Annotated in this window: 17 protein-coding genes; all 17 read left to right on the top strand. The window is 38.8% G+C overall.

Annotated features, from left to right (window positions below; translation table 11 throughout):
• Positions 1 to 432, top strand: a 432-nt coding sequence (locus H6G06_RS24625; RefSeq protein ID WP_190564690.1) for an IS200/IS605 family accessory protein TnpB-related protein, incomplete at its 5' end; no start/stop codon positions are given.
• Between the two features lie 53 nt (positions 433 to 485).
• The gene (locus tag H6G06_RS24620; RefSeq protein ID WP_190564689.1) at positions 486 to 1,406 is read left to right on the top strand and encodes an RluA family pseudouridine synthase; all 921 of its coding nucleotides are present in this window, start codon (positions 486 to 488) and stop codon (positions 1,404 to 1,406) included.
• A gap of 724 nt (positions 1,407 to 2,130) precedes the next feature.
• Positions 2,131 to 2,652: a phycocyanin subunit beta gene (locus tag H6G06_RS24615; protein WP_190564688.1), complete on the top strand. Its 522-nt coding sequence runs from the start codon at positions 2,131 to 2,133 to the stop codon at positions 2,650 to 2,652.
• Positions 2,653 to 2,725: 73 nt separating this feature from the next.
• Entirely contained in the window at positions 2,726 to 3,217 is a 492-nt protein-coding gene (cpcA, locus tag H6G06_RS24610; RefSeq protein ID WP_190564695.1) for a phycocyanin subunit alpha, read from the top strand.
• Positions 3,218 to 3,434: 217 nt separating this feature from the next.
• Complete coding sequence (locus H6G06_RS24605) at positions 3,435 to 4,295, top strand: phycobilisome linker polypeptide (protein WP_190564694.1); 861 nt, start codon at positions 3,435 to 3,437, stop codon at positions 4,293 to 4,295.
• Between the two features lie 50 nt (positions 4,296 to 4,345).
• A complete protein-coding gene (locus H6G06_RS24600) occupies positions 4,346 to 4,591 on the top strand; it encodes a phycobilisome linker polypeptide (protein WP_190564687.1) in 246 nt (81 codons plus the stop codon).
• A gap of 13 nt (positions 4,592 to 4,604) precedes the next feature.
• On the top strand, positions 4,605 to 5,435 hold the full coding sequence (locus tag H6G06_RS24595; protein WP_190564693.1) for a HEAT repeat domain-containing protein: 831 nt from the start codon (positions 4,605 to 4,607) through the stop codon (positions 5,433 to 5,435).
• Positions 5,436 to 5,582: 147 nt separating this feature from the next.
• A complete protein-coding gene (locus tag H6G06_RS24590; protein ID WP_190564686.1) occupies positions 5,583 to 6,194 on the top strand; it encodes a HEAT repeat domain-containing protein in 612 nt (203 codons plus the stop codon).
• 131 nt (positions 6,195 to 6,325) lie between these two features.
• Positions 6,326 to 7,165: a phycobilisome rod-core linker polypeptide gene (locus tag H6G06_RS24585; RefSeq protein WP_190564685.1), complete on the top strand. Its 840-nt coding sequence runs from the start codon at positions 6,326 to 6,328 to the stop codon at positions 7,163 to 7,165.
• A gap of 150 nt (positions 7,166 to 7,315) precedes the next feature.
• Positions 7,316 to 8,059, top strand: coding sequence for a phycobilisome rod-core linker polypeptide (locus tag H6G06_RS24580; RefSeq protein ID WP_190564684.1), 744 nt, complete (start codon positions 7,316 to 7,318; stop codon positions 8,057 to 8,059).
• Positions 8,060 to 8,179: 120 nt separating this feature from the next.
• A complete protein-coding gene (locus H6G06_RS24575; RefSeq protein ID WP_190564683.1) occupies positions 8,180 to 8,941 on the top strand; it encodes a phycobilisome rod-core linker polypeptide in 762 nt (253 codons plus the stop codon).
• Positions 8,942 to 9,149: 208 nt separating this feature from the next.
• Positions 9,150 to 9,767, top strand: a complete 618-nt coding sequence (locus H6G06_RS24570; protein ID WP_190564682.1) for a DUF3859 domain-containing protein — start codon at positions 9,150 to 9,152, stop codon at positions 9,765 to 9,767.
• A 31-nt stretch (positions 9,768 to 9,798) separates the two neighbouring features.
• Positions 9,799 to 16,437, top strand: a complete 6,639-nt coding sequence (locus H6G06_RS24565) for a two-partner secretion domain-containing protein (protein WP_190564681.1) — start codon at positions 9,799 to 9,801, stop codon at positions 16,435 to 16,437.
• A gap of 11 nt (positions 16,438 to 16,448) precedes the next feature.
• Positions 16,449 to 18,167 (top strand): asparagine synthetase B family protein, encoded by a 1,719-nt coding sequence (locus tag H6G06_RS24560; RefSeq protein ID WP_190564680.1) that lies wholly within the window; start codon positions 16,449 to 16,451, stop codon positions 18,165 to 18,167.
• Positions 18,125 to 19,360, top strand: a complete 1,236-nt coding sequence (locus H6G06_RS24555; protein WP_190564679.1) for a diaminopimelate decarboxylase family protein — start codon at positions 18,125 to 18,127, stop codon at positions 19,358 to 19,360. Before H6G06_RS24560 ends, H6G06_RS24555 begins: the two co-directional genes overlap by 43 nt.
• A gap of 146 nt (positions 19,361 to 19,506) precedes the next feature.
• A complete protein-coding gene (locus H6G06_RS24550; RefSeq protein ID WP_242039846.1) occupies positions 19,507 to 20,703 on the top strand; it encodes a toprim domain-containing protein in 1,197 nt (398 codons plus the stop codon).
• Positions 20,704 to 20,833: 130 nt separating this feature from the next.
• The gene (locus H6G06_RS24545; protein WP_190564678.1) at positions 20,834 to 22,135 is read left to right on the top strand and encodes a toprim domain-containing protein; all 1,302 of its coding nucleotides are present in this window, start codon (positions 20,834 to 20,836) and stop codon (positions 22,133 to 22,135) included.
• The last annotated feature ends 85 nt before the right edge of the window (positions 22,136 to 22,220 follow it).

Raw genomic sequence — 22,220 nt, 5'->3', positions numbered from 1 at the left:
GTGAAGCAGGGGATTGGGACTTTAGTAATAGGTCAAAATCCATTGTGGAAGCAAAATGCTAATTTGGGCAGCCGAAATAATCAAAACTTTGTTTGTATTCCTCATAGTAGATTTGTACAGCAGTTGAGTTATAAGGCGAAGTTAGTAGGGATAAAGGTATTGGTTGCTGAGGAGTCTTACACGAGTGTAGCTTCTTTTTTAGACCAAGACACTATTCCTACTTATGGAAAAGCTGACTCACAAGAAGTGAAATTTAGTGGTCGAAGAATCAGAACTAAGCTTTATAAAGCAGGTAATGGTAAACTGATTCACGCTGATGTTAATGGTAGTTTAAATATTTTAAGAAAAGTAGTCCCGACAGCTTTTAGTCTAGGGATAGAGGGCGTTGTAGTCCGCCCTGTTGGGGTTATTCCCGGCAAACAAACGGCATGACATATTTGTCTATGCTTTTTGGAACTATACTTAGCTGTTTAAAATAACCAACTGTGGCCGCTATTAATCTCCTAGTCCAAGAAAAAAGTGAACGCCTGGATCGCTATCTGTCGGCAGAAATACCAGACTTATCCCGTTCCCGTGTTCAACAGTTAATTGAACAGGGTCATGTCCAACTCAATGATCAAGTTTGTACATCTAAGAAAATAAATCTGAAAGCAGGCGATCGCATTAGTTTAGAAATTCCCGCAGTCCAACCGTTGGAATTGGTAGCAGAAGATATCCCTTTGGATATTCTCTACGAAGATGAGCAATTACTCATTCTCAATAAACCCGCAGGTTTGGTAGTTCATCCAGCACCGGGTCATACAGATGGAACTTTAGTTAATGCTTTATTAGCACATTGTCCTAATTTACCGGGAATTGGTGGTGTTCAACGTCCGGGTATTGTTCACAGATTAGACAAAGATACAACTGGTGCGATCGCTATTGCTAAAACAGATATCGCCTATCAGCACCTACAAGCACAACTCCAAGCCAAAACAGCACGACGAGAATATTTAGGGGTGGTTTACGGTGCGCCAAAAACTGAAACCGGAACTGTAGATTTACCCATTGGTCGTCATCCTCAAGACCGCAAGAAAATGGCAATAATCCCTGTAGAACAAGGGGGAAGAACAGCCATAACTCATTGGCAAGTTAAAGAAAGGCTTAGTAACTACACCTTGATCCACTTTCAACTAGAAACAGGACGTACCCATCAAATTCGTGTCCATAGTGCCAAAATCGGCCATCCCATTGTTGGTGATCCTGTTTATGGTTCTGGTCGTTCTGTAGGGGTAAATTTGCCTGGTCAAGCATTACACGCTTGGCAACTCAAGTTACAACATCCCATTTCTGGAGATTGGGTTGAAGTAACCGCACCCCTACCCCAAACCTTCACCAAGTTGCTAGAAATTCTCCGTCGTAGATAGGGGACTAGGGACTAGGGACTAGGGACTAGGGACTGGGGACTGGGGACTGGGGACTGGGGACTGGGGAGATGGGGAGATGGGGAGAAATTTCTTCTTCTGCCTCCTGCCCCCTGCTTCTTCTGCGCCCTTGAACTCCTCATAAAATCCCCCCTGGGGGGTTAATTTAACAACTTCTCAACAGTTCTCAACAATATTTAGAAATGTAAAATTTACATTCTTTAATATAAACTACTGGGTCTATATATATCCCCAAAATCTCTGTAAGTTAGTTGTGATATATTTTTGCAAGATTATTAAATTAATCTAAAATCTCTAAATTTTCCTGCCATATCCACTTTTTATGAAGTTTTGTAACAAAAATAAGCAACTTTTCTAGCGCACAGTCCTTATATATGAAGGATTTGAGGCTTTTCTTATTGCCAGATCTTATTTATTCATAATTTGTAACAAATAAAGTATCTATAGCAGTGTATAAACATAATCTGGAGGGGTCAAAAAACAGAGCAAAGTTAAACGAGGCAACCAATCCAATCGTGTTTGCTTGTTTCTCATAAATTTACCTCTGATTCTCATATTTCTACCTTCAGGATGATTGACAAGAAAGTGAGACAGGATGTGAAAAACTCTTTAGCTTTTAGTTTTTGATTACCCATTCCTGATTGATAAAACATAAACAGTTTTAATCAAGACATCTCTCAACTAAGTAATTAGGAGATTAGAGTCCATGACATTAGATGTATTTTCCAAGGTTGTTTCTCAAGCTGACGCTAGAGGCGAATTCCTAAGCACCGAACAACTAGATGCTTTAAGCGCAGTTGTAGCTTCAGGCAGCAAGCGTTTAGACGTTGTTAACCGCATCACCAGCAACGCTTCTGCTATCGTTACCAACGCTGCTCGTTCTTTGTTTGAAGAACAGCCCCAATTGATCGCTCCTGGCGGTAACGCTTATACCAACCGTCGCATGGCTGCTTGTCTGCGCGACATGGAAATCATCTTACGCTATGTTACCTATGCTGCAATAGCTGGTGATGCTAGTGTTCTTGATGACCGTTGCTTAAATGGCTTACGTGAAACATACCAAGCTTTGGGTACTCCTGGTGCTTCCGTAGCAGTTGGTGTTGGCAAGATGAAAGAAGCTGCTATCAATATCGTTAACGATCCCAACGGTATCACCAAAGGTGATTGCAGTTCTTTAGTTTCTGAATTGGCTAGCTACTTTGATCGCGCTGCTGCTGCTGTTGCTTAATCAAGTACAAGTAGTCCAGAGCTAAAATTTAGCTCGTCCAACAAAATAAGAAACAAATCAAGGAGAAATTTAGATCATGAAAACACCAATTACCGAAGCTATCGCATCTGCTGATACCCAAGGACGTTTCCTGAGCAACACCGAATTACAAGCTGTTAACGGTCGTCTTGTACGTGCCGCTGCCAGCATGGAAGCTGCTCGTGGTTTGACAGCTAACGCTCAAAAGCTGATTGATGGCGCTACCAACGCTGTATACCAAAAGTTCCCTTACACCAACTCTACACCTGGTCCTCAGTTTGCTTCTGATGCTCGTGGTAAGTCTAAGTGCGCTCGTGACGTTGGTCACTACCTCCGCATCATCACTTACAGCTTGGTTGCTGGTGGCACAGGTCCTTTGGATGAATTCTTGATTGCTGGTTTGTCTGAAATGCACGCTGCGTTTGACTTGTCTCCCAGCTGGTATGTAGAAGCTTTGAAATACATCAAAGCTAATCATGGCTTGTCTGGTCAAGCTGCAAACGAAGCTAACACCTACATTGATTACACAATCAACGCTCTCAGCTAGATAGCGTTATGCCCGGAGAGGGGTACAAGTGCTGGATGGAATTATCCCTTTGGGGTTAATCAGTTGCTCGTGGGGAATAAATTCTCACTCGACCAGACTGGATCACCTAGCAGTTGGATCTCGCTCCGGGCATAGTTTTAGGTAGCAATAAATAACCAGCTTGATTCAACAAGCAAGCGGTAAAAACAGCCGTATTGCTAATCAAAGGGGAAAAACAATGGCAATTACAACAGCAGCATCTAGGCTAGGCACAGAGGCTTTTAGCGAAGCACGTCGAGTTGAACTGCGCCCCAACGCCAGCCGCGAAGAAGTCGAATTGGTGATCAAAGCCGTTTATCGGCAAGTTTTAGGAAACGACTATATATTGGCATCAGATCGCCTGATTGGTGCAGAATCACTACTGCGCGATCGCAATTTGACAGTGCGCGAGTTTGTACGGAGCGTTGCCAAGTCCGAACTCTACAAAGCAAAATTTTTCTATAACAGTTTCCAAACTCGGTTGATCGAACTCAACTATAAGCATTTGTTGGGTCGCGCTCCTTATGATGAGTCTGAAGTGACATACCACTTGGACTTATACATTAACAAGGGTTACGACGCAGAAATTGACTCCTACATAGATTCTGCTGAGTACCAAAACAGCTTTGGAGACAACGTTGTACCCTATTACCGTGGGTTTGATTTTCAAACCGGACAAAGTGCTACGGGTTTTACCCGGATGTTTCGCTTATACCGTGGTTACGCCAACAGCGATACGGCTCAGGTAGAAGGTAGCAAATCTCGATTAGCACGGGAATTAGCTGGTAACAAAGCTTCCTCCATCGTCGGTCCATCTGGTACTAACAATAATTGGGCATTCCGTTCATCTGCGGATAATGCACCTAAACAAAACTTAGGTAATGCTGTAGGGCAATCGGATCGCGTCTACCGAATTGAAGTAGCAGGCATTCGCAATCCAGGATACCCCAGCGTGCGCCGCAGCAGCACAACATTCATTGTACCTTATGAACGCCTATTAGACAAAATGCAGCAGATTCATCGAGTCGGCGGCAAAATTGTCAGCGTTACATCCACGTAAGGTAGAGTGCTGTTTATCGGCAAAACCCATCAAGAGGAGATTTAGAATTAATGTTCGGTCAAACCACACTTGGTGCTAGTAGCGTTTCTTCATCCGCAAGCCGTGTATTTCGTTACGAAGTTGTTGGCTTAAAGCAAAACCAAGAAACCGACAAAAATAAATTCAGCATTCGGCGTAGCGGTAGCGTATTTATCACAGTACCCTACAATCGCATGACTGAAGAAATGCAACGGATTAGCCGCTTGGGTGGCAGAATTGTGAAAATTGAACCCTTGACTGTAGCAGAATCAAACTAAAGCCCTGGCAATGATAGTAGAACCCAGTGCAGAAGACTATTCTGCCGAGAATGGGGCGCAACTCACACCAGAGCAAGCCATAGCTAATCTGCAATCATCAGATTTAAGTCTCCGCTATTATGCCGCTTGGTGGTTGGGTAAGTTCCGAGTCAGTCAGACAGAAGCTGTAGATGCTCTGATCGCAGCGTTAGAGGATAAAGCGGACAGAACAGAACTGGGAGGTTATCCCTTACGACGGAATGCTGCTAGGGCGCTCGGTAAATTGGGCAATCCCAAAGCTGTACCAGGCTTGATTAAATGCTTGGAATGTTCTGATCATTATGTCCGTGAAGCCGCAGCCCAATCTTTGGCAATGCTTGGCGCTCAAACAGCAGTACCAGCACTGATAAAACTACTAGATGGGGGAGTTGCCCAGGCCGTGCAAGTCACAGGGCTACCCCATCTCACCCAGCCCTATACAGCGGTATTAGAAGCCTTGGGAGCTATTGGTGCAACTGAGGCTATTTCCCTAATTCAACCTTTTCTTAAGCATCCAGTCCCACGGGTACAATGCTCCGCTGCTAGAGCTATGTACCAACTCACTCAAGATTCTACTTATGGTGAGCTATTGGTGAAAATGTTGCAAGAAAGTGACCTGAAATTACGTCGTGTAATTTTGGGGGATTTGGGAGCAATCGGTTATATGGCAGCAGCAGATGCGATCGCCCAGGCTCAGGCAGAAAATAGCTTCAAACTCATGGCGCTCAAAGGATTACTAGAGCATCAAATTGCTCATGAGTTAGATTCTCTCTCTATTTCTGATCAGGCAATTCGGGTCATGAACCTGATGGATTCACTTTTATAGTCATTAGTCGTAGGGGCGAAGCATTTAGAAAATAACCTTTGATAAAAACTGAGCGTTTATCCCCTGAATGCTTCGCCCGTACATTAGTCATTAGTTAAATGATTAACAACCAATGACTATTGACTATTAATCATTGATATTTGACCAATGACTGAGGAACTAATTCGTGCTGTCACTCTAGCAGAAACACCAGCGCAAATGGTAACAGCAGTGCAGAACCTGGCAGCCGCCAAAGATCCAGCCGCCATTCCCACCTTAATTGCTGTTTTTGGTTATAACAACCCAGCAGCTGCCGTGGTGGCAGTAGCCGCACTCACAGAATTGGGAGAAATAGCAGTACCCCAATTGCTAGAACAAATTGATGATTATAACTATGGCGCACGGGCTTATTCGATTCGCACTTTAGCAGCGATCGCAGATCCCCGTGCTTTAGATGTGTTAATCACCACCGCAGCTACAGACTTTGCTCCTAGTGTTCGCCGTGCTGCTGCTAAAGGGCTGGGAAACTTAAATTGGTCTAATTTAGGCTTTCCTGAAAGTCAAACAGCCATCAATCGCGCCTTAGATACACTGCTGTTAATTTGCCAAGACACAGACTGGTCAATTCGTTATGCTGCCATTGTTGGTTTACAGGCTTTGGCAAAAATAGCGGAGGTTAGAGAAACCATCTTGACTCTCTTCCAAGAAATGCTGGCTAATGATGCTGAAAAGTCAGTCCGCGCCCGCATTCAGTTAGCTTATACCAATTGTGGATTTTAGATTTTAGACTCTGGGATTAACTGCCTTCACTAATCAGCTGTACTCAGAATCTCAAATCATCTTCACTATCCCAACTAAGTATCACAATCAATAGACCGCTTTATCTACCATAAAACAAGGTAAAAGTAAAGATGTCAATACCACTGTTAGAATATTCTCCTTCCTCCCAAAATCAGCGTGTAGAAGGTTACGAAGTCCCCAACGAAGACACCCCAACCCTTTATAAACTGACTTCTGCCACTTCAGATACAGACATTGATGCCATCATCTGGGCAGGATATCGGCAGATTTTCAGCGAACACCTGATTTTAACCAGCTATCGTCAAAACTTTTTAGAATCACAACTGCGGAATCGGGCAATTACCGTCCGCGATTTTATCCGGGGTTTAGGTAAATCAGAAGTTTTCCGTAGCCAAGTAGCAGACCTCAACTCCAACTATCGCTTAGTTGATATTATCCTCAAGCGGTTTTTAGGACGGGCAGCTTACAACAAAGATGAAGAAATTGCTTGGTCTATTGTCATTGCGACCAAAGGCGTACATGGGTTTATTGATGCGTTGTTAGACTCTGACGAGTACCTAGAAAACTTTGGTGATGACATCGTACCTTACCAACGTCGCCGCTTTGGAGAACGTCCTTTTAACTTAGTTAATCCCCGCTATAATTCATACTGGCGCGATGCTCAATCCATGCGTAACATGGGCAGTCGTTCCTTCTATAGCGCCCGCACTTCTGGAAGTCTCACCACCGACGATATCCGTCGGGCTATTCCTGCGAACTTCTTTGCAATGGCAGGAAAAATCATCATCACCGAACGCAACTACCAGCGGACAATTGCTTCCGTTACTTCTCAAATCACAACCTTGGACATTCCCGACACCTCACGGGAAGTATCCACAGAGGAAGTAACAATTAAACCGGTAGCAGTTACCCTACCTTATAGTTATATACCTGGAATCTCCAAAAATTAGTTATTGGCAATAGGTGACAGGTGACAGGTGACAGGTGACAGGTGACAGGTGACAGTAAGAAGGCAAAAGGCAAGAGGCAAGAGTTTATTCTTCCCAATTACCAATTACCAGTTACCAATTACCAATTACAACTTACAAACATTGTGAAATATGGCAATACCTTTACTAGAGTACAAACCCAGTTCTCAAAACCAACGGGTTTCTGGTTATGAAGTACCGAACGAAGACAGCCCCAGAATTTACCGCATTGAAGACTATGCTTTTAGCGGTGAAGTTGAAGAATTAATTTGGGCTGCTTATCGGCAACTTTTCAGCGAACACGTGATCTTGAAATTCTACCGCCAAGGTAATTTGGAATCTCAAGTGAAGAACAAAGCCATTACTGTGCGCGACTTCATCCGGGGTTTAGCTAAGTCTGAGGCTTTCCAAAGTTTGGTTATTAAAACCAACTCCAACTATCGCTTGGTAGAACTGGGACTGAAGCGGTTGTTAGGTCGTGCGCCTTACAACAAAGATGAAGAAATCGCTTGGTCAATCAAAATTGCTACCAACGGTTGGGATGGTTTTGTGGATGCTTTGGTAGATTCTGAAGAATATCAAAGCAGCTTTGGTGAAAATATAGTTCCCTACCAGCGCCGACGCTATAAAGATAGACCCTTTAATTTGGTAACACCCCGCTATGCTAACTACTGGCGCGATAAGTTAGAAGATGCACGCTATAAACCCGGCAGTATCAGTGACTTCATGAAAATGGCTGCTTCTGTGAGCATCAGGACTGTTACTTACACACCAGTTAACACAGCTAACATTAAAATTCCTGATACTACTAGGGAAACCGTACCCGCAGGTATTCCTGTTTCTATCAGTCCTAGTGCTAGTTTCCCTGTACGCTAAATCTCTTAATTAGGTGTGTAACCTAATGCGGGAAAATAGTTAAAGTGCGAATTAGGAATTTGAGTGATCAAACCTAATTCTGTTTTTAAACGAATTTATTCACAAGAGGAAAGACGCAGCATGGCACTGCCATTACTTCAATACAAACCAACCACTCAAAATCATCGTGTTAGCACCTTCGGCGTTGCTGACCAAAATGAAGATACTCCATATATCTACCGTACAGAAGATGTTAGTTCTTACACTGATATTCAAGGTATCATTTGGGCATCTTATCGCCAAGTTTTCAGCGAACATGAAATTCTCAAGTTCAACCGTCAAGGTACTTTAGAATCTCAACTGAAAAATGGTTCTTTGTCTGTTAAGGACTTCATCCGTGGTTTAGCTAAGTCTGAGGCTTTCTATCGTTTAGTTGTTTCTGTTAACAACAACTACCGTTTGGTAGATATCACCCTCAAGCGCCTTTTGGGTCGTTCGGCTTACAACAAACAAGAAGAAATTGCTTGGTCTATTGTTATTGGTACTAAGGGTTTTAGCGGCTTTGTTGATGCTTTATTAGACAGCGAAGAATACAGCCAAAACTTTGGTGACAATACTGTACCCTACCAACGCAACCGTTTAGAAGGTCGTCCTTACAACTTGGTGACACCTCGCTACGGCGCAGACTTCCAAGAAACAGCAGGTACAGTCAGAACCGACTGGCGCTTTACCTTGGAGAACTTCTACACCGCTAAGGCTAAACAAAAGCGTTTGGCAGAAGGTGATCCTGGTAAATATGCGGATATGGCTGCATCAGTCTCTGGCAAGGGTAACTACGCTCAAAAAATCTCTGCATTTGATATTGATTACTTGAATGCAGTTCCTTATCGTGGTAGACGCTAAGATTGGTAATCTAATTACCTAAATTTCCTACTGGGTCTGGTTTTTACTTTGATATGATAACGGGTTGGCAGGTTCGCTGTTAGCTAGTTATGATGTTAAGTGAGAACCAGACCCTTAGTGTAAGAAGAAAGGGAACAGGGAACAGGTGACAGGTGACAGAAAAAAAGATAGATAGATAGAAGTTTTAAAGTTTTAATTTTTAATTATTATGAACCAACGATTAACTCAGGAACAATTAAATCAGATTATTGCAGAAGTTCAAGGATTACAATTACGTCAAGAAGCAGAATTTGATCAACAGCAGATTCAACAAATATTACAAGAGTTGAATCTACCTCCTGAGTTGTTAGATGAAGCGTTGATTCAATTACGCCGTCGTCAAGCTCTGGAAGTACAAAAACGTCGAAATAGATTGATTGCTTTTGGTGTGGGTGGGGTTATTATTATAGCTATTACTGCGACTATATTTTTTAATCAAAAACAAAGTTCTTTACTGGCTAATGTTTCTGCACAACAAGATAAAATTACTTTAGCTGATAATCGAAATTTACAAAATATTTCTCGTCAATCTAATGCTGAAGTTTTTTATCGAGTGACTTTGAAGGATGCACCGATAGGTAAAAAGTTATCTCTGAGTTGTAATTGGATTGATCCTAGTGGTCAAGTTGTTAAACAAAATAAGTATGAAACCCGTGAAGTGAAAACTGCTGTTTGGGATACTTATTGTCGTTATACGATTAATTCTGCTGCACCTGTGGGTAATTGGAAGGTGGAAATGTTGCTGGAAGGGAGAAAAATTAGTGAGGAAAGTTTTGTTGTTAAATAATTAGATTTAGATCAAAAATACCAGGGTCATCATGAAATTTAAAAAACAGCAACCGGGTGAACGACTTTATCAATTAGCAATTACAACTTTATTCGCAATAGGTGGAATATTTACATCTATAAATTCACCAGCTAAAGGGCAATTAATCCCAGATAATACATTAGGTGCAGAAAATTCAATTATTACTAAAGATAATGATGTAAGAGATATTATTAATGGTGGTGCTACCAGAGGTACAAATTTATTTCACAGCTTTGAGAAATTTAATGTTGGTGAAAATAGAAGTGTGTATTTTGCCAACCCTACAGGAATTGAAAATATATTAACTCGTGTCACTGGTGGTAATCGTTCTGAGATTTTCGGGACATTAGGAGTAAATGGTTTTGCGAATTTATTTTTAATCAATCCCAATGGGATATTTTTTGGTAAAGATGCTGTTTTAGATATTCGTGGTTCATTTACTGCGACAACTGCGGATGAGATTAAGTTGGGAGAAAATGGTTCATTTAGTGCTACTAATCCTCAAAGTAGTAATTTATTAACTGTACAACCAGGGGCGTTGTTTAGGAATGCGATTAAAAATCAAACATCAGCAATTATAAATGAAGGTAATTTACAGGTTGACGAGGGTAAGAATATCACTTTTTTGGGTGCAAATGTAATTAACACAGGTGGATTAAAAGCAACAGGGGGAGAAATTCAATTAACAGGTACAGAGAGTTTACAACTGAGAGGAAATTTAGGAACAGGTACGTTATTACTGGATACTAAAAATTTGACTATTGGTGAAGATAATAATGCAAAAATTAATAAAACAACATTAGAGGGTTTATCTGGAAATACAAATCTCATATTTCAAGCAACAAATGATTTTACTATTAATCCTTTAAGTAATAAAAGTTTAAGTTTAGCTAGTGGTAGTGGAGAAATTAAATTTACTGCGGATGTTGATAGTGATGGTATTGGTAATTTTCAGATGTTTATTACTGATAGTATTATAGCTAAGGGGCGAAATCTGGAGATTAAAGGTGTTAATTTAACTGTTGGGAATATTAATACTAGCTCACAATTAGGTGGAGGAAATATAAACTTAAATGGCATTAGTAATATCACCACAGAATACCTAGACTCCTCCTCATCTTCAAATTCAGGAAATGCAGGAGCAGGGGGAACTATATCTCTTAAAACCACTCAAGGTAATATCACTACAGGAAATCTCGACTCTTACTCATTTTCATTTTCAGGAAACACAGCAGCAGGGGGAGCAATATCTCTTAAAACCTCACAAGGTAATATCACCACTAAAGGATACCTAGACTCCTCCTCATCTTCATTTAATGGAAGTGTAGGAGCAGGAGGAGCAATATCCCTTCAAACCTCACAAGGTGATATCACCACCACAGGAAACCTCAACTCCTACTCATTTTCATTTTCAGGAAACGCAGAGACAGGAGGAGAGATATCCCTTACTACCTCACAAGGTGATATCAATACCACAGGAAACCTCAACTCCTATTCAGGTTCAAGTTTAGGAAACGCAGGAGCAGGGGGAGCAATATCCCTTCAAACCTCTCAAGGTGATATTACCATAAGAAACCTAGACTCCTACTCATTTTCAAATTCAGGAGACGCAGGAGCAGGGGGAGCGATATCCCTTCAAACATCTCAAGGTAATATCACCACCACAGGATATCTAGACTCCTCCTCATTTTCACCCAATGGAAACACAAGAGCAGGGGGAGCAATATCCCTTCAAACCTCACAAGGTAATATCACCACCACAGGAAACCTAGACTCGTCCTCACTTTCACCCAATGGAAATGCAGAAGCAGGGGGAGAGATCACTCTTTCTACCATAGAAGGTGATATCACTGCCAAAGGAAACCTCAACTCCTACTCATCTTCAAATTCAAGAACCGCAGGAGCAGGGGGAAAGATTGCTCTTTCTACCTTAGAAGGTGATATTACCGCCAAAGGAAACCTCAACTCCTACTCACGTTCAAATTCAGGAAACACAGGAGCAGGGGGAGCAATATCCCTTCAAACCTCACAAGGTAATATCACTACAGAAGAAAATATCTTCTCCTACTCATTTTCAACTTCAGGAAATGCGGGAGTAGGAGGAAAGATATCTATTTCTACTTTAGAAGGTAATATCAAAACAGCAAACCTAGACTCCTCCTCATCTTCAAATTCAGGAAAAGCAGGAGTAGGAGGAGATATATCCCTTCAAACCTCTCAAGGTAATATCACTACAGAAGATATCTTCTCCTCCTCATCTTCAACTTCAGGCAACTCAGCAATGAGAGAAAGCAATGTTTTTACCGCACAGAATAATATCAAAACAGAAGACATCCACAACTCCTCATTATTTTCACTATCAGTAAATGAAGAAACAGGAGAAGTAATATTTATTTCTACCTCAGAAGGCGATATAACCGAATGGAAGTTCTTGCTTTCTTCAATAAATTCAATCATCAAAGATGTAGCACTAGGGATATATTTAACTCCTCTTCCTTTTTCACCAATTAATATCAGAACAGAACCCCTATTTTCCAACTCCTTGTTAAATTCAGGAAACGCAGAAGCAGGGGGAGCTATATCTATTTCTACTTCACAAGGTAATATCAAAACAGGAAACCTATTCTCCTCCTCCGTGTCAAGTTTAGGAAATGCAGGAACAGGGGGAGCTATATCCCTTTCTACATCTCAAGGTGATATCACCACCACAGGAAATATACTTTCCTCCTCGTCTTCAAATTCAGGAAACGCAGGAGCAGGAGGAGCTATATCCTTTTCTACATCTCAAGGTAATATCAAAACAGAAAACCTATTCTCCTCCTCCGTGTCAAGTTTAGGAAATGCAGGAGCAGGGGGATCTATATCCCTTTCTACCGCTCAAGGTAATATCACTATAGGAAACCTTAACTCCTTCTCGTCTTCAGATTCAGAAAACGCAGAAGCAGGGGGAGCGATCGCTCTTTCTACCTCAGAAGGTAATATCACTACAGGAAACCTATTCTCCGCCTCATCTTCAAATTTAGGAAACGCAGGAGCAGGGGGAAAGATATCCCTTTCTACATCTCAAGGTGATATAACTACCACAGGATATCTAGACTCCGCCTCATCTTCAAATTTAGGAAACGCAGGAGCAGGGGGAGAGATATCCCTTTCTACATCTCAAGGTGATATAACTACCACAGGATATCTAAACTCCTCCTCATTTTCAAATTCAGGAAATGCAGGAGGAGGAGGAGCTATATCCCTTTCTACATCTCAAGGTGAGATCAGTACCACCGGAAACCTCAACTCCTACTCATCTTCACCTAATGGCAACGCAGGAGCAGGAGGAGCTATATCCCTTGAAACCTCACAAGGTAATATCAAAACAGAAAACCTATTTTCCGCCTCATATTCACCTAATGGAAATGCACAAGCAGGGGGAGCTATATCTCTTTCTACCTTAGAAGGTGATATCACTACAGGATACCTCATCTCCATGTCATATTCAGATTTAGGAAACGCAGGAGCAGGGGGTGATATTACCATCAAAATATTTAACGGCGATATCAACATACCTTTCATCACCTCATCTGCTTCAGGACAAGGTGGAAATAGTGGCAAAATTGAAATTACAGGAGATAACTTAGATATCTACAATACCGTAATTGTTAGCGATGGTGTAAATGGCAGTAAGAGCGGTATCATTAGATTAGACGCACCCTTGATTCAATTTACAAATAGCGATATTAGTAGTTCCAGCTATAGTAGTGGTAATTCTGGAGAAATACAATTAAAATCCACAGGTGATATTAACGTAAATAACAGTCGTTTATTTACCACCTTAGAACCTGGTAGCACAAAAGCAGGTGGTCATATTCAGATTCAAACTAAAAATCTCAACCTCAGCAACTTTTCCGTTATCAATACCGGAACTTATAGCATTGGTAATGCAGGTAATATCACCGTTAATGCTGAAAATGTCTCCCTAACCAATGGCAGTAGCTTACAAAGTTTAACCGCAGATCAAGGCAATGCAGGTAATATCTTTTTAAATGTCCCATCTGGTAATATATTTCTGACTAATAGTAGCAGTATTAGTACATCTGCCACAAACACAGCATCAGGAAATAGTGGCAATATTGAAATAAATTCCCGCACCTTATCTTTATTAAATGGCAGTCAAATTCAAGCATTAACAGAAGGAATAGGAACATCAGAAGCTGGGGAAATAATTATTAATGTTAGTGATAGTATCCTCATCGGTGGAATAGATCCTAATTTTGCCAATCCTGATCCCAGTGCTTTACCAGGACAAAATGTGATTAAAGTTGATTATAATAATCAACAAATTTTAGGTATAGGTACAAATAATTCAATTTCCACAGCACAACAAATCCAAGCTAGTGATTTTCTCATTAATAATCTTAACAAAACAAATGAAAATTTAGTATTTTCTAGCAGAGTTCCTTATGTTTCTGTAAAAGCTACAGGAAATGATAAAATTCATGTTTACGCAATTCAAGTAAATGCTGGAACACAAGCAGTTTTTGATATTGATAATACTGGGTTTAATTCCTCTGGAAATTTCGGCACTCCTGAATACAAAACCTTTCCTGCTATAAATACCAAATTAACATTATTAGACAGTCAAGGCAACGTATTAGCATCTAATGATAATAGTCCTCATGGTCTGGGTTCAGCAGGAAGTGATTTCACTATGACTTTACAACAAGACCCATATATCAGATATACTTTTAATCAAGGAGGGATTTATTATATTCAAGTTAGTAATTTTAATGAACAAGGTGTCCCTAGTAGTTATAAAAATTCTGAGGGTAAGACTATTACAGAAACATTCTACGATCTGCAAATCTCACTAGAACCTAATCCCATTCAAGCAAATATTAATAATCAAGGACAACCTTCAGGAATTTTCGCCTATACTCAAGGAGCAGGAAAAGCAGGAAATATTAACCTTAATACTAACACTTTCAACTTAGAAAATGGTGGACAAATATCAGCATTTACTAATGGTAGTGGTAGTGGTGGTACAGTTAATCTTAATGCCAAAAACTCAGTTAATTTAGGTGTAGGAGTCCAGAATTTTGCGCCTGTGGTTTCTGTAGAAACTAATGGTGCAGGAAAAGCAGGAGATATTAATATTAATACTCCTAACTTCACCCTATCAGAAACCGCCCGCATCACTGCCACCGCTACTGAAAACGCCACCAATACAGAACAAGGTGGAAGCATCACCTTAAACGCCTCAAAAATGAATCTAGCCGGAGTTGTGGGTATTTTGGCCGAAACCCAAGGAGAAGCACCCGCAGGAACTTTAAAACTCAATCCTTACCAAAATCAGAACACATTAGATTTAACCTTGTTCCCTGGTTCAATTATTTCAGCTTCCACTACTGCACAAGGTAAAGGTGGTGATTTAATCATTACTGCACCCCAAAATATTAACATCTCAGGACAGGGAAAATTAGCAGTTGAAAGTACAGGAAGCGGTGATGCGGGTAATATTTTCATTACTACTCAAAACTTGAATATTACCGATGGTGTAAAAATCTCAGCTTCTACATCAAAAACTGGTAGAGGTGGAAATATTAACGTTAATGCTAATAAATTTAATACTAATAATGGCGCACAATTACTAACTACAACATCCGGTATTAAGCAAGCCGGAAATATCAACCTAGAAGTGAGAGATAATATCACCTTAGATGGTACAAATACGGGATTATTTGCGAATACAGAAATAGGTTCAATAGGTAAAAGTGGAAATATTACCATAGATCCAGAAATATTTATTATTAAAAATGGTGCAGGAATCGGAGTAAATAGTCAAGGAAGCGGTGAAGGTGGCAATATTTCTATAGAAGCTGGTACTCTCAGATTAGATAATAAGGGTTTTATTAATGCAGAAACAGCCAGTAACCAAGGTGGTAATATTAATCTGAATATTCAAGATTTTTTATTCTTGCGAAATCACAGCAAAATTACCGCAACTGCGGGAACAGCACAAGCAGGGGGAGACGGTGGTAACATCAATATTAATGCGCCTTTTATTGTTGCCTTTCCTGATGAAAATAGTGATATTACTGCTAACGCTTTTCAAGGAAATGGGGGAAAAATTAATATTACAACCAATGCTATTTTTGGATTAGAATATCGACCTAAAGAAACTGAAAAAAGTGATATTACTGCATCTTCTAAATTTGGTTTAGCAGGAGAAGTAGAAATCAATACTCCTGATGTAGATCCCACTTCTGGTTTAATAGAATTACCTGAAAATTTAGTTGATGCAGCATCATTATTAGGAAAAGATATTTGTTCTTATGAACAACGTGCTAAAAAGAATTCTTTTACTATCATCGGTAGGGGTGGTATACCTGCGGAAGCTAATGAATTAATTAGTAATTCACCTGGTATGCTAGAATGGGCTACTCGTTCAAATAAACCAGAAGTGAAGAGGGAGAATTTAAAGTCTCTCTCATTGGAGGAAAGAGGTTTGGAGAAAGATTTTTCAAATTCAATAATTCAAGAAGCTCAAGGATGGATAATTACAGCTGATGGAAGGGTGTTTTTAACAGCAGCATCACCAAATATTACTCCGCAAAGTTCGGGGTTAAATCATCCTGGTTGTGGTGTTTTGAATAATTAAGTAAATTGATTATGTTTCCTTATCATTTTATCGGTTATTGGGGTGAGAATAAGGAAGATTTTTTCACGCAGAGACGCAGAGACGCAGAGAGAAGAGGGGAGGGAGAAGGGTTTGTTTGGAATGTTGTTTATGTTGGGTGTGAATCTGCACCTGAAATAGAGAAAAATACTATTGCTGCTATTTCTGCTTCGGGTTTTTTTGATGCTGATATTTGGGTAATGTTAGAAGAAGATAGGTTAATTTTAGGTAGGGAAGCTTTTGGGAGAGTTTCTTTATTTTGGACTCAACAAAATGATGTGATTTGGTTCGCTTCTCAGTTACAGTTACTTTTAGACATAAAAGAAAAACCGGAAGTTGATATTTTTGGTTTATATGGTTATTCTTGTTTTTCTTATGTTCCTAATCCTTTAACTTCTGTTAATCAAGTGTTTTCTGTACCTGCGGGGACGGAGTTAATTTTTGATATTAATAATATTGGTTTTCCTGAAGTTAGAAAGATTTATCAGTGGCGTGAATCAAAAAAACAAATCACAGATGAAAATATCGCAGTTTCTCAGTTACAAGTTTTATTAAAACAATCAATAGAAAAGCAAATTGCAGATTTAAATGATGAACCTGTGGGGGTTTTCCTTTCAGGGGGTTTAGATTCTTCCATTGTCGCGGCTTTGTTGGTAGAAGCGGGGGTGAAGGTTCGCGCTTATTCTTTAGATTTTGGGAAGTTTGGTATTTCTGAATATCCTTATGCGGAACAAGTAGCGCATTTTCTCAATATTCCTATTATTAAGGTTGATGCTAGTCCCAAAAATATTAAAAATGCTATTATTCCTACTATTAAGGCTTTAGATTTACCTTTTGGTGATGGTGTAACTGTTCCTTTATATTTACTTAATCAAGTTGCTTCTCAAGAAACTCAGATTATTTTTAATGGTGAAGGTGGTGATCAATTATTTGCAGGTTGGACTAATAAACCTTTAATTGCTGCTAGTATTTATCAAGTTGAACATCCGAATAAAAGTGACAGTTTTAGTGAACAATATCTGCGAACTTTTCACCGTCTTTGGGGTTATGAAGCTAGAGTGTATCAGCCAGATGTATATGCACAGATTCAGGGTTTAAATGCCCAGGAATGGCTTTTAGATGCTCTTGATTCGAGTTTTTGCCCTTCGTTGTTGCATCGTCTCCGTCGTGCTAGTTTGATGTTAAAAGGAGCGCAAAATATTCATCCTCGTGCGACTGCGTTGGGGTTTGTGCATGGGTTAAATGTGCGATCGCCTTTTTGTGATTTACTTTTAGCAGAATGGACTTTTCAGCTATCTGGAGAACTGTGTTTACACGGTGCTTGTGAAAAATATATCCTCAAACGCGCTGTAGAAAATTGGCTACCACCAGAAATTGTTTGGAGACAAAAGCGGGGTATGGGTGTTCCCTTAACCTCTTGGTGTTTAAATGATTTTTGGCATGATATCGGTAATTGGCTAAATCCGGGTATACTAAAGGCAGAAAATATTTTTTACCTTGGTATAGCAGCACAAATTGTTACAGGACAATTAGGAGGAAATATTCAAGGACGACGGATAGGTGAGAGTCTTTGGTTACTAATTATGTGGGAACTTTGGTATACTCACGTTTTTGGTGTCAAACTAGGTCAAAAGTCTTGGAATCATCCATTTTTATTACCTAATTGGTTATGGAAATATTACCAAAAATTTACCAAGCAATCCCAAATTTAAGAACTCCATTTTCTTTGGAACTCGCTCAAGAGTTATTACAAATTTACGGTTCTCCTTTGTATATTTATGATGGGGATATTTTACGTCAAACTATTTCACGTATTACTAAAGCTATCAGTTATCCTCACACTCAGTTTCATTTCGCTAGTGTGACAAATGGCAATATTGCATTATTAAAAATATTTAAAAATGCTGGTTGGGGACTTCATGCTAATACTCCAGGGGATATTTATTTAGGTTTAAATGCGGGTTTTGAACCTCAAAATATTGTGTATAGCGGGAGTAATTTAAATCGGGAGGAAATGGAACAGGTTTTAAATTGGGGTGTGACTACTCTGAATTTGGATAGTATTTCTCAGTTGCGTTTGTTGTGTGAGGTTTTTTTGTCTCACGCAGAGACGCAGAGACGCGGAGAGGAAGAGGAGTTACGTCTTGGTTTGCGGTTGAATGTTTCGGAAGATAGTCGTATTGGTGTTAGTTTAGCAGATTTTAGTGAAGCTGTTTCTATTGCTAAGGATGTGGGTTTAAAGATTTCGGGTTTACATTTTTATCGGGGTACGGGGACTAATGCAACTTCTGCTTTTACTGATGTGATTGATTGGGTTTTAGACATAGGACAAAATTTACCAGATTGGCAATATTTAGATTTCGGTGGTGGTTTTGGTTATCCATATCATCATCAAGGTGCTGCTTTTAATTGGGAATTATTTGGAGATGAATTGAGTAGCAGAATTAGGAAGTTAGAAAAAAATATTAATTTGATTATTGAACCAGGACGCGCTGCTGTAGCTGCTGGTGCGACTTTGTTAGCTAAGGTTGTATCTGTAAAATGGCAAGGTGAAAAACAAATTATTGGTGTAGATTCTACTGTTGCTAATATTTCTGTTCCTGCTGTACATGGGGGTTATCGAGAAATCGTAACTTGGAAAAATCCAACTTCGGAAAATTACTTCACTGATGTTTGTGGAAATACTACTTATTCACGGGATTATTTAGGTAAAAATTGCCAACTTCCAGCTTTAGTAATTGGTGATATCATTGCTATTTTAGATGTTGGTGCTTATGGTTATGCTATGTCTTCTCACTTTTTACATCGTCCCAAACCTGCGGAGGTTTTATTAGAAAATAGTACACATCGCTTAATTAGAAAAAGAGAAGATTACAGTGTTTTAATAAATAATCAAATAGTTTAAATATATTACCCATTACCCATTACCAAAAACTTATGAAACGTATTAACTGCGGAACTGATAATAACCTCAAAGACAGAACAGCAAATAACTGAAGATGTAAACGATGTAATCATCCTTTTGTTTTTCAATCCAAAAAAGTGGGAACTATGAAAATTACATATCTTATGTTTGCTAAAACATTAACCAATATTTCTGCTAATGAAACTCTATATTTTACACCTAAGCAGCTTTTATATTTCTTAGATAATCGTTTGCGGAAAAAATGGAAACAATCACTGACACCTTTGTCACTTGTCGTCTCCTATATAATGTTTGGTGTTTCTATAACTGTGATTTTGGGAGGTGTTACCCGTGCTTTTTTACCTCATTCTTTTATAGTTTGTAACTTAATTTATCAAGGAATAGCAATTTTCTATTTATTCAAATCTAGAACATCCAGTAAATATAATAATACTACTCGTCAAGCAAGCGGGAGATTTTTAAAAATTTTAGGAATATTAATTATAATAGTGGGAACATTGGTAAGTATATTAATAAACTCTATTCCTATTTTCTGTACTGTTATAATTTTAGGAATTTTGTCAATATATTTAGGAAATAAATGGGTAACAAAAGTCGAAAATTTACCACAGAAGTTTTTAGTGACTCAATCTTATGTAGATGATTTGTTGAAAGAATGGGAAGCAGCTAATGGTAAAGTTGAAAAGGTTTTACCTGAACCAAAAAATCAAATTAAACCAGCATCTATTAACCCGGATGTAACCGCTTACAGTTTTGATAGGTTAGTAGTTTGTGATAGTGCTAATATTGCACAATTGTTAATTGCTAATAATTTCCACTTTGAAAATAACTGTGCAATTCTTAGTATCAATGGTTATCCCCAAAGTATCTTTAATACTACAATGAAAATGTTACGCAGAAATCCCAACTTACAGGTTTTTACTATTCATGATAGTAGTCCTCAAGGTGTCAGTTTGGTGCATCATCTCCGCACCAGTGAGATGTGGTTTTTAAATAGTGATGTGACTATTATTGATGTGGGTTTATTACCACGTCAAATTATTAATAATCACAGGGAAATATTTATAATAAATGATTCTGCTTCAGCTAAAAAATCCAAAGAGTTACCTTTAGAAATTCGTCAAAATTTAACTAAGGAAGAATTAAAATGGTTAAATGCTGGTAATTTTGTAGAACTAGAATCTTTTTCACCACAAATGTTAATTAAAGTTCTCAGAAGTGGTATTTCTGGAAGTTTAAATTTAACAACGGGTGATGATAGTAGTTTTCTTTTGGTGGATGATACAGGGAATGATATTTATGTAGTAGAAAGTTTTGGTTAGGTAAAAACAGTATAAACTATGTGTTTAATAATGCAAATAATAGAGTTTGATCTGTACCTATTATCATCTCATCTGTTAATCACAAAAACTTTAATCACATATATTACCAATTAACAATTACCAAAAACTTATGAAATGTATTAACTGCGGAACTGACAACAATTTAAAAGACAGAACAGCAAACAACGGAAGATGTAAACAGTGTAACCATCCTTTTGCTTTTGAACCAACAACAATGGGAAATGTAAAAATTACAGATCCCATGTTTTCTAAAATCTTAGCTGATATTTCCGGTAATAATACTTTGTATTTTACACCAAAACAACTTTTGTATTTTTTAGATAGTCGTATCCGCAAAAAAGGATTTCAAACTGCTGGATTTCTTGGTACTTATTTATTTCTCAATATTTGGGTAACTGGGTTTGTGGGAGGAATTACCAGTGCTTTTTTACCTAATTCTTTTCTGGTTGCTAATTTACTTTACCAAGCAGCGACAATTTTCTATTTATTTAATAACACTAAGTCAAGTAAATTAACTACTGCTAGTCGCAAAGTGAGTGCTAAAAATTTACGATTTCTAGGAATAATAATTTTGGTTGTGGGAATATTAGCGAGCTTGTTTGTATTTAATTCTTTTCCACTTTTTTCTAGTGTAGTAATTTTAGGAATGCTGTCAATATTCTTAGGAACTCGACAGTTAGGAAAAGGAGTAAATTTACCACAGGAATTTTTAGTTACTCAATCTTATGTAGATGGTTGGTTAAAAACATGGCAACAAATTAATGGTAAAATTGATAAGGTTTTACCTGCACCACAAGAACAAATTGCACCTGCATCTATTAACCCCGATGTAACAGCTTATAGTTTTGATAGGTTAGTTGTTTGTGATAGTGCTAATATTGCTCAATTATTAATTGCTAATAATTTCCACTTTGAAAATAATTGTGCAGTTCTTAGTGTTAATGGTTATCCTCAAAGCATTTTTGAGACAACAATGGAAATGCTGCGACGCAACCCCAATTTACAAGTTTTTGCTCTTCATGATTGTAGTCCTAAAGGTGTGAGTTTAGTGCATCGTCTCCGCACCAGTGAGAATTGGTTTTTAAATAGTGCTGTAAAAATTATTGATGTGGGTTTATTACCCCGTCAAATTCTTGCAAATAAGCGGGGAATGTTTGTACAAAATGTAGCTGCTTTAGCTAAAAAATCGACAGAATTACCTTTAGAAGTGCGTCAAACTCTATCTAATGAAGAGTTAGCTTGGTTAGATGCTGGTAATTTTGTGGAGTTGGAATCTTTTAGTCCGCAAATGTTGATTAAAGTTCTCAGAAGTGGTATTTCTGGAAGTTTGAATTTAGAAAGTGATGATAGTAGTATGATTTTAATTGGTGATTCGGGCAATGATATTTATATGGTGGAAAGTTTTGGTTAATTAAATGATGTCACATATTTACAAATTATGATCCCAGTATTTTGCCGATAAAAGTAAATCTGTACCAAAATCAAATTGCCATGTA

The organism is Anabaena sphaerica FACHB-251 (assembly GCF_014696825.1).
In the GTDB taxonomy this organism is placed as follows: domain Bacteria; phylum Cyanobacteriota; class Cyanobacteriia; order Cyanobacteriales; family Nostocaceae; genus RDYJ01.
This window is presented reverse-complemented; position numbering and strand designations above follow the sequence as displayed.

Excerpts from the sequence above, each read along its gene's own strand:
- H6G06_RS24600 (WP_190564687.1), top strand. The coding sequence starts at position 4,346 with ATGTTCGGTCAAACCACACTTGGTGCTAGTAGCGTTTCTTCATCCGCA.
- H6G06_RS24605 (WP_190564694.1), top strand. The coding sequence starts at position 3,435 with ATGGCAATTACAACAGCAGCATCTAGGCTAGGCACAGAGGCTTTTAGC.
- H6G06_RS24555 (WP_190564679.1), top strand. The coding sequence starts at position 18,125 with ATGGAAATATTACCAAAAATTTACCAAGCAATCCCAAATTTAAGAACT.
- H6G06_RS24545 (WP_190564678.1), top strand. The coding sequence starts at position 20,834 with ATGAAATGTATTAACTGCGGAACTGACAACAATTTAAAAGACAGAACA.
- H6G06_RS24585 (WP_190564685.1), top strand. The coding sequence starts at position 6,326 with ATGTCAATACCACTGTTAGAATATTCTCCTTCCTCCCAAAATCAGCGT.
- H6G06_RS24570 (WP_190564682.1), top strand. The coding sequence starts at position 9,150 with ATGAACCAACGATTAACTCAGGAACAATTAAATCAGATTATTGCAGAA.
- H6G06_RS24575 (WP_190564683.1), top strand. The coding sequence starts at position 8,180 with ATGGCACTGCCATTACTTCAATACAAACCAACCACTCAAAATCATCGT.
- H6G06_RS24565 (WP_190564681.1), top strand. The coding sequence starts at position 9,799 with ATGAAATTTAAAAAACAGCAACCGGGTGAACGACTTTATCAATTAGCA.
- H6G06_RS24550 (WP_242039846.1), top strand. The coding sequence starts at position 19,507 with ATGAAAATTACATATCTTATGTTTGCTAAAACATTAACCAATATTTCT.
- H6G06_RS24615 (WP_190564688.1), top strand. The coding sequence starts at position 2,131 with ATGACATTAGATGTATTTTCCAAGGTTGTTTCTCAAGCTGACGCTAGA.
- H6G06_RS24560 (WP_190564680.1), top strand. The coding sequence starts at position 16,449 with ATGTTTCCTTATCATTTTATCGGTTATTGGGGTGAGAATAAGGAAGAT.
- H6G06_RS24580 (WP_190564684.1), top strand. The coding sequence starts at position 7,316 with ATGGCAATACCTTTACTAGAGTACAAACCCAGTTCTCAAAACCAACGG.
- H6G06_RS24590 (WP_190564686.1), top strand. The coding sequence starts at position 5,583 with ATGACTGAGGAACTAATTCGTGCTGTCACTCTAGCAGAAACACCAGCG.